The 13,328-nt window shown below is 66.7% G+C and carries 11 protein-coding genes; 6 read left to right on the forward strand and 5 right to left on the reverse strand.

What is annotated here, in order from left to right:
- The first annotated feature begins 339 nt into the window (after nt 1–339).
- From lysA to J0X27_RS10080, 5 genes are all read left to right on the forward strand, one after another.
- On the forward strand, nt 340–1,686 hold the full coding sequence (lysA, locus tag J0X27_RS10060; RefSeq protein ID WP_207269025.1) for a diaminopimelate decarboxylase: 1,347 nt from the start codon (nt 340–342) through the stop codon (nt 1,684–1,686).
- Between the two features lie 4 nt (nt 1,687–1,690).
- Entirely contained in the window at nt 1,691–2,521 is an 831-nt protein-coding gene (dapF, locus tag J0X27_RS10065) for a diaminopimelate epimerase (protein WP_207269026.1), read from the forward strand.
- Nucleotides 2,518–3,684 (forward strand): M20 family metallopeptidase, encoded by a 1,167-nt coding sequence (locus J0X27_RS10070; RefSeq protein ID WP_207269028.1) that lies wholly within the window; start codon nt 2,518–2,520, stop codon nt 3,682–3,684. Before dapF ends, J0X27_RS10070 begins: the two co-directional genes overlap by 4 nt.
- Before the next feature lie 115 nt (nt 3,685–3,799).
- The gene (locus tag J0X27_RS10075; RefSeq protein WP_207269030.1) at nt 3,800–4,009 is read left to right on the forward strand and encodes a YgaP family membrane protein; all 210 of its coding nucleotides are present in this window, start codon (nt 3,800–3,802) and stop codon (nt 4,007–4,009) included.
- A gap of 187 nt (nt 4,010–4,196) precedes the next feature.
- Nucleotides 4,197–5,069, forward strand: a complete 873-nt coding sequence (locus J0X27_RS10080; RefSeq protein ID WP_207269031.1) for a hypothetical protein — start codon at nt 4,197–4,199, stop codon at nt 5,067–5,069.
- Nucleotides 5,070–5,150: 81 nt separating this feature from the next.
- Here the strand turns inward: J0X27_RS10080 and purB are convergent, their stop codons facing one another.
- A complete protein-coding gene (purB, locus tag J0X27_RS10085) occupies nt 5,151–6,539 on the reverse strand; it encodes an adenylosuccinate lyase (RefSeq protein WP_207269032.1) in 1,389 nt (462 codons plus the stop codon).
- A gap of 176 nt (nt 6,540–6,715) precedes the next feature.
- On the opposite strand from purB, the gene purH reads away from it, so the two are divergent.
- On the forward strand, nt 6,716–8,353 hold the full coding sequence (gene purH, locus J0X27_RS10090) for a bifunctional phosphoribosylaminoimidazolecarboxamide formyltransferase/IMP cyclohydrolase (protein WP_207269033.1): 1,638 nt from the start codon (nt 6,716–6,718) through the stop codon (nt 8,351–8,353).
- Nucleotides 8,354–8,546: 193 nt separating this feature from the next.
- Here purH and J0X27_RS10095 read toward each other — a convergent pair whose 3' ends face one another.
- The 4 genes from J0X27_RS10095 to metG form a co-directional block, all read right to left on the reverse strand.
- Complete coding sequence (locus J0X27_RS10095; protein ID WP_207269034.1) at nt 8,547–8,822, reverse strand: DUF7312 domain-containing protein; 276 nt, start codon at nt 8,820–8,822, stop codon at nt 8,547–8,549.
- 52 nt (nt 8,823–8,874) lie between these two features.
- Nucleotides 8,875–10,632 (reverse strand): pyruvate kinase, encoded by a 1,758-nt coding sequence (gene pyk, locus J0X27_RS10100; protein ID WP_207269035.1) that lies wholly within the window; start codon nt 10,630–10,632, stop codon nt 8,875–8,877.
- A gap of 35 nt (nt 10,633–10,667) precedes the next feature.
- Nucleotides 10,668–10,955, reverse strand: coding sequence for a hypothetical protein (locus J0X27_RS10105; protein WP_207269036.1), 288 nt, complete (start codon nt 10,953–10,955; stop codon nt 10,668–10,670).
- A gap of 81 nt (nt 10,956–11,036) precedes the next feature.
- Entirely contained in the window at nt 11,037–13,127 is a 2,091-nt protein-coding gene (metG, locus tag J0X27_RS10110) for a methionine--tRNA ligase (RefSeq protein WP_207269043.1), read from the reverse strand.
- Between the last annotated feature and the right edge of the window lie 201 nt (nt 13,128–13,328).

Here is a 13,328-nt window from a genome sequence, read left to right on the forward strand (position 1 = left end):
TCGATCGCGGACAGGGGCGTTGAAGGCGAGAATCCGTGTGGACTCACCGCGGTGTGATAGACCTCTCGACAGGACACTTACAGACCTATCGCCACCGAAAGTCACTGCACACCCGATCGGACAACGGCTGTGCAATCGGCGTGTGACTCGGTTCGATTATCACTACACTGACCGACCGGTTCACCGTGGACGTGGGGTGTCACCAGCATCGTCGGAAGACTTCTCTGCCACCCTCGAACGCGGCTGTCGTGGCTGGTTCAGTGGCTCGAGTCCACACGTCGTCGGAAGGACGGTCACGAACCCAAACCCTTGAATCCTCACGGTGAGTTGGACATGATAATGACTGACGTTGCGGATTCATCGTCCATCCGCCGCCTCTCCGAGTGGGACGCGGCCGAACTACGGACCCTCACCGAGGAGTACGGCTCGCCGCTGTACGTCCTCGACCTCGAGCGCGTCCGCCAGAACTACCGGCGACTCGTGGCCGCGTTCCCGGACGCCGACGTTCTCTACGCCGTGAAGGCGAACGCGCTGGGCGACGTGCTCTCGACGCTACGCGAGGCGGGAGCCGGCCTCGAGTGTGCTTCCGCCGGGGAAGTAAAGCGGGCGCTCGAGGCCGGCGCGTCGGGTTCGGAGATCCACTACACCGCCGTGAATCCGCCCGCGGGTGACCTCGACTGGATCGTCGACGCCTGGGGGGACCACCCGGCGCTGACGGTCACTGCGGGCTCTGCGGACACGATCGATCGCCTCGCCGACCGCGGCTACGACGGTCGACTCTGTCTCCGCGTGAATCCGGGGATCGGTGCCGGCCACCACGAGAAAGTGCGGACGGGCGCGGCCGCCAAGTTCGGCGTCCCGGCAGAGCGCGCGGTCGACGTGCTCGAAGACGCCGCCGACCGCGGCTTCGATGTCGTCGGGATCCACGCCCACGTCGGGTCGGGCGTCTCGAGCGACCAACTCGACGCACACCGGGAGTTCGTCGCGCGGATGGGCGACCTCGCAAGAGACGTCGCAGGGGCAGTCGGCGACCTCGAGTTCGTCGACGTCGGCGGCGGCTTCGGCGTGCCCTACCGCGAGGACGAGGAGCCACTGGTCCTCGAGTCGGTCGCGGACGCCATCCGGGACGCTCTCGGCGCGGTCGACGCCCGACTGACGATCGAACCCGGCCGCTACGTCGTCGCGGACGCGGGCGTGCTCCTCACCGAGGTGAACACCGTCAAGGACGCCCGCGAGACGACCGTCGTCGGCGTCGACGCGGGGATGACGACGCTGATCCGGCCGGCGATGTACGACGCGTACCATCCGATCCGGAACCTGGCGGCCGATGCGGCCGCCTCGAGCGGCGAAGGCGGGCGCGAGACCGTCCCGCAGACGGTGGCCGGTCCGATCTGCGAGAGCGGCGACGTTTTCTGTGCTGACCGTGAACTACCAGTAAGCGAACGTGGGGATATCCTCGCGATCGGCAACGCGGGGGCCTACGGCTACGAGATGGCGAACCAGTACAACTCCCGACCCCGACCCGCGTCCGTCGTCCGCGGGGACGGCGACGTTCGACTCGCTCGCCGCCGCGAAACGGTCGCGGACGTGACGCGACCGGAACGCGAGGCACGACGGATCTCCGCTGCGGACCGAAAGACCGACGACCCCCGAGCGAGCGATTCCGACAACGACCTAGTACGATAGTACGATGACTGTCCCATTCCAGAAGTACCACGGCACCGGCAACGACTTTCTAATCATCCACGCGGACGAACACGTCCCCGATCGGGGGGCACTCGCCGAACGCGAGTGCGACCGCGACGACGGCGTCGGTGCCGACGGGATCCTCTTTCTCGCCCTCGAGGAGCAGTTCGACCCGCCACGCGTCGTGATGACGCTGTTCCAGCCCGACGGCGCGACGGCACCCATGTGCGGTAACGGCGCTCGCTGTGCCGCCGAGTGGGCGATGGAACGAACCGGCACCGACAGCGTGATGATCGATACGCAGGCGGGCACCTTACGCGCCGAACACGACGGCGAGGACGTCGTCGTCGAGATGACCGACCTCACGTTCGATCCCGAAGCGGTTCCGGTCGACGCCGACGAGCCGGTCCTCCGCGAGGAAATCGAGGGCCTCGAGGTCTCGGTCGTCAACACCGGCGTCCCTCACGCGGTGAGTTTCGTCGACGACGTCGACGACGTCGACCTCGAGGAAATCGCGCCGCCGGTCCGCTACGCGGACGCCTTCCCGAAGGGAACGAACGTCTGCGTGGCGAGTCCCGACGGAAACGGCGGCTTCCGCCAGCGAACCTACGAACGCGGCGTCGAGGGCGAGACCGACTCCTGTGGCACCGGCGCGGTCGCCATCGCCGTGGTGGCGCGTCGTCTCGGCCTCACCGACGCCGATCCGGTCGCCGTCAGCCCGCCGGGCGGTGACCTCCGGGTGAGCTTCAACGACCGCGGGCGGCCGACGCTCGCCGGCCCCGTCGAACACGAGTTCGACGGCGAAGTGGTCGTCCGATCACCAGTCGAGCCGTGACGGACGCCGATTCCGCCACCGACGCCGGGAGCGCCGACGCGTTCGACCTGATCACCTTCCTCGAGACCGCCGTCCAGTACCCCTCCCACGAGGACATCGGGCCGATGCGGGAGTTCCTCTGTGAGACGCTCGAGGCCCGCGGCATCGACCCACAGGCCGACGACGCCGGAAACGTGGTGGCGAGCCGTGGCGTCCCAACGGACGAGGCTGAAACGCACGTCGTTTTGAATACACACATCGACACGGTCTCGCCGCACGTTCCCTCCGAGCGTGACGAAGACGCGCCCGAAGCCGACGGGGGGCCCGTCATCCGCGGTCGCGGCTCCTGTGACGCGAAGGGACCGCTCGCGGCCCTGCTCTCGGCGTTTTTCGCGGTCGAGCCGACCGACGGCCGCGTCACGCTCGCGATCACGCCCGACGAGGAAGTGCTCTCGACGGGTGCCTACGCGCTGGCCTCGAGCGACGACCCACCCACTCGAGGCGCGGACGCAATAATCGTCGGCGAACCCACCGGTCTCGACGTTTGCACGGCTGCGAAGGGCCGATTCCAGGGAACGATCCACCTGTCGGGAGCGAACGCTCACGCCGCCGAACCCGAGACCGGGACGAACGCCGTCGCCGCCCTCGAAGGGGTGCTCGAGGCGGTCCGGACCTTCGGCGAGCGCGCGGACGCGCCGCCGGCCCACCCGCAACTCGGCGCGGCGACGCTGACCCCGACCGTCGTCGAAGGCGGTGACGCGACGAATCAGGTGCCAGCCGACGCCGCACTGACCGTCGACCGCCGGAGCGTGCCGCCGGAGACGGCCGAGGAATTCCACGAGGCACTGACCGCACACCTGCGGGCCGCCGTTCCCGACGACGTGGCCCTCGAGTTCCGGTTTACCGACCGGCCGACGCCGTTCCTCGAGGCGTGGGATACCGATCCCGACGCACCGGTCGTCGACGCCCTCGCGGACGCGTCCGGCGGAGAGGTGCGTCCGTTCACGGCGGCGACGGAAGCCTCCTACTTCGCGGCCGACGCCCCGACGGTCGTCTTCGGTCCCGGCGTCCTCGCGGACGAGGACGGGGCCGTCGCACACGCACCGCGGGAGTACGTACAGGTCGAAGCGGTTCGTGAGGCGGCACGAGCGCTCGAGGCGACGCTCGCGGACCTGCTCGAGTGAGACGGACCGACTTCCGTTCCGGTGGATCTGGTACGGTTGCGATCCCGATAGATCACACGACGACGAACGAACTGTTTTTGTCAATAACCGTCCAACTCGACGTGGGGTGAACGGGATGCAAAAGAACGACGGCGGAATCGACCGTCTCGGGCGTCTCGTCGTCGGTATCGTGGCCGTTCTCGCCGGTGTCGCTGCGCTGACTGGCTACCCCGTCGGCCTCGTGATCGGCGGTATCGCGTTCCTCACCGGCGTCGTCTTTCTCGTGATCGGGACGACCCAGAAGTGTCCGGTCAACGAGGCCACAGGTATCGACACGACCGACTGACCACGCCGGCCGTCGGTGTGGTCCCCGAACCGGTTCTCCCGGACGGATCTCGGCAGGAACGTACACGCTCGAACCGTGGTGAGATTGCATTTCGGCCCCTTAAGAATTACACGTATGGCGGTAGGAACATGACGACCGAACAGCGACGAGCAGGCGACATGACGAACGGCCGTTTCTCCTCGACACAATGACATCCGAATTCGATCCGTATCCGTCGAACTGGACACACAGACTCCTCGTGCGAAAGAGGGGACCGACCGATCGGAGCTACAACGTTCGACTGATCGAGGCCGAAAACGCGGTCCTCGAGTGGGCCCTCGAGCACGGAACGGCGCTTCGCGTCCTCGTGTGGGAAGACGAACTCGACGCTCGCGCCCCAGCGGCGCTCGAGGCGCTTCGAACCGACTTCCGGCGGGTGTCAGACGAACGTCGGCTGTGGGATCCGAACCTCGGAACCGAGTTCCACCGATCGCTCGAGGGCGACGGATGGGCGGCGATGGCCCCGTTCTCGATTTCGCCCGAATCGGAGCCGGCGTGGCGTCTCTACGACGTCAAACAGATTTTGGTCGTCGACGACGACGAGTGGCGGTATCACTCGACGCCGGACGAGGTGCACGTCAGAAACGTCAACCTCCGGCGCATCGATGCCACCACGAAAGCCGAGTTACGAGGAGCCGTTCGTTCGCTCGACGAGGCGTGCCTGGTCGCCCGATCGGACATGATTTCCTGGAACGCCGGCGAACGACGGTACGAGTTGCGGGCAGGCACGACCGGCGTCGAGCTCGTCATCGATGGGTCCACGCGGTCTCGGGCGTACGATCTCGACGCTGTCGCGGCTATCGAGTTCGACGAGACAAACCTGAGCGCCGTCTTCACCTGGTCGACCCCGGACGGATCGATATCGACGCGAATACGCCGACAACTCGGAGGATTGCTCGGTCGTCGCCGGCCGTCCGAACTACGGTTTCCCGACGCAGAAACGATGGAATCCGTCAGGGAGGCCCTGGATCGAATCTCGACCGCGTGTGAGTACGATGTTCGACTTCGAAACCGCCGATAGCGGCCGATATTGGCCCTGAAACGTGATTTTGCTACCGGTTTCGTCGACGCGGCGGACGGCGCGGATCGCGCCGGAACCCGTCTACTCGAGGTCGTCGACCAGATCGCTCGCGACGCCGGTGTAGCCCGCCGGCGTCAGCGCGTTGAGTTCCTCGCGAACGCCCTCGTCGACCTCGAGGTCGTCGAACAGCTCGCGGAAGTCCGCGAGCGTGACGTCCTTGCCGCGGGTGACGGCCTTGACGCGCTCGTAGGCGTCGGCCTGTCCCTCGCGTCGGAGGATGGTCTGGACGGCCTCGCCGATGATCTCCGGCGTGTTCTCGAGGTCCTCGCGCATGACCCGTTCGTTTGGAACGACCTTCGAGAGCCCCGACGCCGTCTTGCCGTAGCCGATCAGGCAGTGGGCGAAGGCCCCCCCGATATTTCGCTTGACCGTCGAATCCGAGAGGTCCCGCTGGAGCCGCGAGGTCGTGACGTAATCGGCGAGGAAGGTCAGATCCGAGTTCGCCTTCGAGAGGTTGCCCTCGCTGTTCTCGAAGTCGATCGGGTTGACCTTGTGGGGCATCGTCGACGACCCCGTCTCGCCCTCGACGGCCTCCTGGCCGAGATAGCGGTCGGAGACGTAGAGCCACACGTCCAGATCGAGGTCGAGCAGGACGGTGTTGGCCCCGCGGACGGCGTCGAACAGCGCCGCGAGATCGTCACAGGGGTTGACCTGCGTGGTGAGGCGTTCGAACTCGAGATCGAGACCGTCCTCGACGAACGCTCGAGCGAACGCCTGCCACTCCACGTCGGGGTAGGCGGCGTGGTGGGCCGCGTAGGTGCCGGACGCGCCGCCGAGCTTTCCCCGGAGGTCGTCGGTCGCCCGCCGAATGCGGCCCGTCGCGCGGGCCAGTCGCGCGGCGTAGACGGCCATCTCCTTCCCGAAGGTCGTCGGCGTCGCGGGCTGGCCGTGGGTGCGGGCGAGCATCGGAAGGTCCCGATACTCCCGAGCCATCTCGGCGAGCGTGTCGCGGACGTCGTACAGCTCCGGTAGCAACACCTCGTCGACGGCGTCGCGGACCAGCAGCCGATGGGCGAGGTTGTTCACGTCCTCGCTGGTCAGCCCGAAGTGGATCCAGGCCGACGCGTCGCTGTCGTCGGGCAGCCGGTGGCGGACGAAGTACTCGACGGCCTTGACGTCGTGGTTCGTCGCCTCGAACTCGGCGTGGCCCTCGGTCTCGAGTTTCTTGATCAACTGGGCGTCTTCCTCGGCGAAGTGCTGATAGAGTCCCCGCAGGTGGGTGCGCTCGTCGAGGTCGAACTCGAGGGGCGTCGCCTCGAGGTCGGCCAGCGCGATCAGATATTCGACTTCGACGCGAACGCGGGCGCGCATGAGCGCGGCCTCGCTCGCGTACGGCGACAGCGGCGCTGTCCGGCCGCCGTACCGACCGTCCAGCGGCGAGACGGCGTACAGGGCGTCGATCTCGGTCATACTGGTCGTTCGTCCGGGCCGTTGCAAAAGCGTATCGAAACGGAGAGCGTTCGACGCCACGAGCGTGCATACCTCTCCGAATCAGGTCTCGAATATTGCTGTAATTATACACGGTCGTGCACATTATGGTGGCCGAGACCGCAACCACTTTGCCCCTCGCGGGCGGGGGTACGACCATGACGCGAATCGCCGGGATGGCCGGCAACCGAGGGCGCAACCTGTTGAACATCGCCGACCGCGAGCCGGGGGGAGCCGAGTTCGTCGTGATACTCGCGACCGACGCGGACGCACCGGTGCTCGAGGCCGCCGCCGAGCGCGGAATCGCGACCGAAGTCGTCCCGCTCGCGGACGATCTGAGTCGCCGCGAGCACGAGCAGCGGGTGCTCGAGGCCCTCTCGGGCTACGAGTTCGACCTCGTCTGCCTGGACGGCTACATGCGGATCCTCTCGGACACGTTCCTCGACGCGGCACCCACGACGCTGAACGTCCACCCCGCGCTGCTGCCCGCCTTCCCCGGCATGGACGCCTGGGGCGACGCGCTCGAGGCGGGCGTCTCGGTGACGGGCTGTACGGTCCACGTCGTCACGGACGCGACCGACGAGGACGGGGCGGTCGTCGAAGAACGAGTCGACGCCGGTCCGATCGTCACGCAGGAGCCGATCCCGGTCTACGAAAGCGACGACGAGGAGACCCTGAAGGATCGGGTTCTCTACGAGTGCGAGTTCCGCGCCTACCCACGAGCCGTGAGGTGGTTCGCCGAGGGTGCGCTGGATGTCGACCTCGAGGCGGGCGAGGTATCGGTCGATGCCGACGTGGCGAGCACCGACGGAGACGATCACGACGGTCTGCCCGCCCGCAGACTCGTCTCCGACGACCGCGCGGACACGCTTCGCTACGGGGAAAACCCCCACCAGGACGCCGCGGTCTACGCCGACTACACGACGGACGAGGCAAGCGTCGTCCACGCCGACCAGTTGAACGAGGGTGCGAAGGCACTCAGCTACAACAACTACAACGACGCCGACGGTGCGTTGAACCTGATCAAGGAGTTCGACGAGCCCGCCGCAGCGGTCATCAAACACACCAACCCGGCGGGCTGTGCGACCGCCGACTCGCTGGCCGAGGCCTACGAGAAGGCCCTCTCGACGGACCCGATGAGCGCCTTCGGCGGGATCGTCGCGTTGAACCGGGAGTGCGACGTCGAGACCGCCGAGCAGGTCATCGACTCCTTCAAGGAGGTCGTCGTCGCACCCGGCTACACCGACGACGCCCTCGAGGTCCTCTTCGAGAAGGACAACCTGCGCGTCCTCGACGTCGGCGAAATCGGTGAACGGACGGAGCGCTTCACCGAGAAGCCCCTCGTCGGCGGCCGACTCGTACAGGAGCGTGACCTGCAGTCGATCTCGGCCGACGACCTCGAGATCGTCACCGAGCGCGAACCGACCGACGAGGAACTCGAGTCGATGGTCTTCGCGTGGCAGACGCTCAAGCACGTCAAATCGAACGGGATCCTCTTCGCGACGGGCACCGAGACGGTCGGCATCGGGATGGGGCAGGTCTCCCGCGTGGACGCGGTCCGACTGGCAGCGATGAAGGCCGACGAGCACGCGGAGGGGAAAGACGCCGAGGGCGCGGTTATGGCTTCGGACGCGTTCTTCCCGTTCCCGGACGGCATCGAGGAGGCTGCCGAGGCCGGCATCGACGCGGTGATCCAGCCCGGCGGCTCGGTCAACGACGAGGACGTGATCGAGGCTGCGGACGAACACGGCATGGCGATGGCGTTTACGGGTCAGCGATCCTTCCGACACGATTGAGGGCTGTGGGCGAGTGCGACGAGCGAACAGCGTTTTTGGGCCGGATTTTTGTGCGAGCGGTGACCGAAGGGACCCGTGAGCCGCGCCACGACTATGCCCGAGGGCTTCGGAACGAACCGCCTGAAGAAGGCGTGGCGATTCCCCATAGCAGGTGCTCGCTGCCGTCATGTCTCACCTCGGTGACGAAGAACTGCTACAGCGGAATCGTGATCAGCCGCACGATAACGAGCACCATACTGAGCACACCCAACACGACGAACAGCGCGTTCTCGAGGTCCGGATCGCCGGACTCGATCGGCGTCGAACTGGCCTCTGGCGCGTAGTCGTCCTCGATCGGTCCGTCGTCGGCCGTCCCGACGTCGTCGTCAGAACCGGAGAGATCGAGCGGGATCCGATCGTCGTCGGCCACGCCCCACTCGTTTCCCCTCGAGTCGGCGCTGGTATCGTTCTCGGACGGGTCGTCCGTCATAGCAGGTCGTACTCGGCCCGCGATCAAAAACCCGCGGTCCGATCGCGGCGGTTCAGGCTCGTTCGGTGCGGTCGTCGATCCTCCCGCCGTAGACGACGCCGCGTTCGGCGTCGACCGTGACCGTTTCGCCGTCGGCCAGTTCGGTCACGTCCGCATCGCTGATCATGGGGATCCCCAGTTCGCGGGCGACCAGCGCCGGATAGCCGGTCATGCCCCGTTCGGCGTTGACGATGCCGCCGATCCGACTCGTGTCGCCCGTAAACTCCGCGTCGAAATCGGCGGGCACCGCGACGATGGCACCCTCGGGAACGGCCGTGAGATCGCCGTCCGTGATCCGAACCACGGGGCCCGTTGTCCGTCCCTCGACGACGACCTGCCCGGTCGTCAGCGCGTCGGCCGCGACGTGGACCTTCAGCATGTTCGTCGTGTTCGCTCCCTCGAGTTCGGTCATCATCCCACAGAGGACGACGACGGTGTCCCCGCTTGCGGCGACGCCGGCGTTCAGGGCTGCCTGCACTGCGTTCTCGACGACTGCGCCGGCCCCCTGCCCCGAGACGTTGGCATACAGCGGCGTCACGCCCCAGGTCAGGGCGAGCTGGCGGCGAACCGACTGATTCGGCGTCGAGGCGACGACCGGCACGCCCGGGCGATACTTCGCCGTTTTCAGCGCCGTATACCCGGATTCCGTCGCCGCGACGACGGCGTCCGCATCGATATCCCGCGCCAGGAATCGTGCCGACCGAGCCAGTGCGTCGGTTCGTGCCTCGCCCGATGCCGGGACGCGCTGCTCGAGCAACTCGGCGTGCTCGTTGGAGCCTTCGACCTGGCGAATGATGCTGTCCATCGCGTCGACGACCTCGATGGGATGATCGCCGACGGCGGTTTCGGCCGACAGCATGACCGCGTCGGTACCGTCGAGAACGGCGTTGGCGACGTCCGAAGCCTCGGCCCGCGTCGGTCTGCGGGCGTGGACCATCGAGTCGAGCATTTCCGTCGCCGTGATGACCGGCCGACCCGCATCGCGACACTTGCGGATGATCCGCTTTTGAATCATCGGGACGTCCTCCATGGGACACTCGACGCCGAGATCGCCGCGAGCGACCATCACGCCGTAGGCGGCGTCGATGATCTCGTCCAGGTTCTCGACTGCGCCGGCGCGTTCGATCTTCGCGATGATCGGGATATCCACGCCCTGCTCCTCGAGGACCTCACCGACCTCGTAGACGTCCTCGGCGTCCCGGACGAAGCTCGCGGCGACGAAGTCGACGCCCTTCTCGGCGGCGAGTTCGAGGTCCAGCCGGTCCTGCTCGGTGACGACGTCGAGATCGAGTTCGACGCCGGGGACGTTGACGCCCTTGCGCCCGCTCAACTCGCCGCCGGTATCGATTCGCGCCCGGACCGCGTCGCCCTCGTGTCCCACGACGGTCGCCTCGATCAGTCCGTCGTCGAGCAGGACGCGATCTCCCGGCTCGACGGCGTCGATCGACACCGAGAGGCCGACCGTCTCGGGCGTCGCCTCCTCGCCCTCGACGAACCGGATCTCGGAGCCGGCCTCGAGCGATACTGTCTCCCCCTCGGGCAACGGCGCGGTCCGGATCTCCGGCCCCTTCGTGTCGAGCATGACCGCGACGGGCTCCGTTCGCTCCTCGTCGACCGAGCGGACCCGATCGATGAGTGCCGCACGATCCTCGCGGCTGCCGTGACTCGCGTTCAGCCGCGCGACGGACATGCCGGCCGCGGCGAGCTCCCGGATCGTCTCCCGGTCGCTCGAGGCAGGCCCCAGCGTGCAGACGACTTTTGCGTTTCTCATGTCGAAGACTAGCGCCAGCAGCCTCTAAAAGATGATCACTTACTCGTCTTCGAGTTCCTGTCTCGGGCCCGGCCGCTCGTCCCGTCGTCCGTCTCGCCGATCCACAACCCCGAGAGGACGAGTCCGGCCGTCATCAGGACCGCGTAGGCCCTGGTCGCCCGCTCGGGGCCGTCGGACTCCTGAAAGTGCAGGTCGATGCTCGTGAGATCGACTACCTGGAACGCCGTCTCCACGAGTCCGACGGCCCCGAGCAGCGCAACGCCTCCGATTCCCTCGACGACGATCGCGGCGAAGACACTGATCGGTGCCAGCGTCCGACGCAAAACCGGCCGATTACTCGAGTTGAGAGCGGTACAACGACCTGGATGTGAGGTACACGTCCGATCCTCGAGTCGCAGAGGCGGCTATTTGATCTTCTCGCCGACGTTCGCGTCACCGTGTGTCGTCAGCAGGTCCGCCTCCTCGCCCGCAGCGAGGATCATGCCGTTGGACTCGACGCCGAACAGCTCCGCCGGTTCCATGTTCGCGAGCAACACGCACTTCGTCCCCGGCAGGTCGTCGAGATCGTGGAGCTGTTTGATCCCGGCGACGACCTGGCGGGTCTCGAAGCCGATGTCGACCTCGAGGCGCGCGAGGTCGTCCGCGCCCTCGATCCCTTCGGCCGATTCGACCCGGCCGACACGAATGTCCAGCTCCTGGAACTCGTCGAAACCGATTCGATCCTCGGTCAGCGCCTCGAGATCCTCCGTGTCCGTCATACCGTCGGATTCGTCCCCGCCGGTGTCGTCGCTTTCGGTTTCCGCGTCGTCGGAGGCCGCTTCGACGCGGTCCTCGAGCTTTGCGGTGAGTTCCGCGACGCGGTCGTCCTCGATCTTCTCGAAGAGTTCGCCGGGTTCCTCGAAGCTCCGCGGCGGAGCCGCGAGCGCGTCCTCGAGGTGGGCGTCCGCAACGTCGCCGTCCTCGCCGATCTGTGCCCACAGCGCCTGGGCCTTGTCGGGGGTGATCGGCTCGAGCAGGACGGCGACAGCCTTGGCGATCTGGACGCAGTCGCGGATGACCTGCGCGGCCCGCTCGGGGTCGTCGTCGGTGAGTTTCCAGGGCTCGTTGCGCTGGATGTACTCGTTGCCGAACTGCGCGAGCCCGGTCGCCGCTTGGCCCACGCCGCGCATGGAGTAGTCGTTGACGCTCTCGCGGACGTCGCCGATCGCGCCCTCGATTCGCTCTCGGACTTCCGCGGAGACGTCCGCCTCCGGCGTCCCCTCGTAGTTGCGGTAGGCAAAGAGCAGCGAGCGGTACCAGAAGTTGCCCACGGTGCCGACGAGTTCGCCGTTGACCGTCTCCTGGAAGGCATCCCAGGAGAAGTCGACGTCCTGCTGGAGCCCGCCCGTCGTCGTCAGGTAGTACCGCAGCAAGTCCGGATGGAAGCCTTCGTCCAGGTACTCCTTCGCCCAGATCGCTCGGTTCCGGCTCGTCGAGAGCCCCTTGCCGTTGATCGTTATAAACCCGGTCGCGGCGATTCCGCGGGGTTTGTTGTAGCCTGCACCCTCGAGCATCGCCGGCCAGAAGATCGCGTGATGCTGGATGATGTCCCGGCCGATGACGTGCATGATCTCGCCGTCGCCCGTCCAGACCTGCTCCCAGTCGAACTCGTCGGTGCCGACGCGTTCGGAGTACTGCTTCGAACTCGAGATGTACTCGATCGGGGCGTCGACCCAGACGTAGAGGACGAGGTCGTCGCCATCGTCATCGTCTCCGGGATAGTCGATCCCCCAGTCCATATCCCGCGTAATACACCAGTCCTGCAGGCCGTCTTCGATCCACTGCCGGGGCTGGTTGCGCGCGTTCGACGTTCCCTCGAGGCCGTCGAGGAACTCGGTGAGGAAGTCGGCGAACTCGGAAACCTCGAAGAACTTGTGGGTCCGCTCGCGGTATTCGGCCGGATTGCCCGTGATCGTGCTCGTGGGGTCCTCGACTTCGCCCGGCTCGAGGTGGCGCTGACAGCCCTCGTCGCACTCGTCGCCGCGGGCCTTCTCGCCGCAGTAGGGACAGGTCCCCTCGACGTAGCGGTCCGGGAGATACTGGTCCGCATCCGGGTCGTAGGCGACCTGGATCTCCTTTTCGTAAATGTGACCCTCCTCGTCCAGCGTGCGGACGATCTCCTGGGTCGTCTCGACGTTGGTCTCGTCGTGGGTGTGGCCGTAGTTATCGAAGTCGACGTTGAACTTGGGGAACGTCTCCTCGTACTGGCGGTGCCAGTCCAGCGCGAAGTCTTCGGGATCGACGCCCTGCTGTTCGGCGTTGACCGCGACCGGCGTGCCGTGCATGTCCGATCCACAGACGTAGATCGAGTCCTGGCCCAGCGTCCCCAGCGCGCGGTTGAACGCATCTGCACCGATATACCCCCGCAGGTGACCGATGTGCAAGTCGCCGTTGGCGTATGGCAACCCACAGGTCACGACGGCGGGTTCGTCCGTCGGAAACTCCTCGTGGCTCATGCTCGTCACGTTGCGCTCGCGGGCGTAAAACCCGCCGGTTTCGATCCTCCGATCGGCGACCGCTCTCGTCTCCCGGTCCCGCCCTCGAGGGCGCTCACGGTGCCGAGTACGCGCCACGCGGCACTCGTCGACTTGTTCGCTGAAGAAGACGCCCGAGGCGGGATTTGACCGACCTGAACGCACTCGCTCCGCTCGTTCGTT

The organism is Natrinema longum, from assembly GCF_017352095.1.
Lineage (GTDB): Archaea > Halobacteriota > Halobacteria > Halobacteriales > Natrialbaceae > Natrinema > Natrinema longum.

What these genes read in the sequence shown, in the direction of transcription:
- lysA (WP_207269025.1), top strand. Translation starts at nt 340, where the DNA reads ATGACTGACGTTGCGGATTCATCGTCCATCCGCCGCCTCTCCGAGTGG.
- dapF (WP_207269026.1), top strand. Translation starts at nt 1,691, where the DNA reads ATGACTGTCCCATTCCAGAAGTACCACGGCACCGGCAACGACTTTCTA.
- J0X27_RS10075 (WP_207269030.1), top strand. Translation starts at nt 3,800, where the DNA reads ATGCAAAAGAACGACGGCGGAATCGACCGTCTCGGGCGTCTCGTCGTC.
- J0X27_RS10080 (WP_207269031.1), top strand. Translation starts at nt 4,197, where the DNA reads ATGACATCCGAATTCGATCCGTATCCGTCGAACTGGACACACAGACTC.
- purB (WP_207269032.1), bottom strand. Translation starts at nt 6,539, where the DNA reads ATGACCGAGATCGACGCCCTGTACGCCGTCTCGCCGCTGGACGGTCGG.
- purH (WP_207269033.1), top strand. Translation starts at nt 6,716, where the DNA reads ATGACGCGAATCGCCGGGATGGCCGGCAACCGAGGGCGCAACCTGTTG.
- J0X27_RS10095 (WP_207269034.1), bottom strand. Translation starts at nt 8,822, where the DNA reads ATGACGGACGACCCGTCCGAGAACGATACCAGCGCCGACTCGAGGGGA.
- pyk (WP_207269035.1), bottom strand. Translation starts at nt 10,632, where the DNA reads ATGAGAAACGCAAAAGTCGTCTGCACGCTGGGGCCTGCCTCGAGCGAC.
- metG (WP_207269043.1), bottom strand. Translation starts at nt 13,127, where the DNA reads ATGAGCCACGAGGAGTTTCCGACGGACGAACCCGCCGTCGTGACCTGT.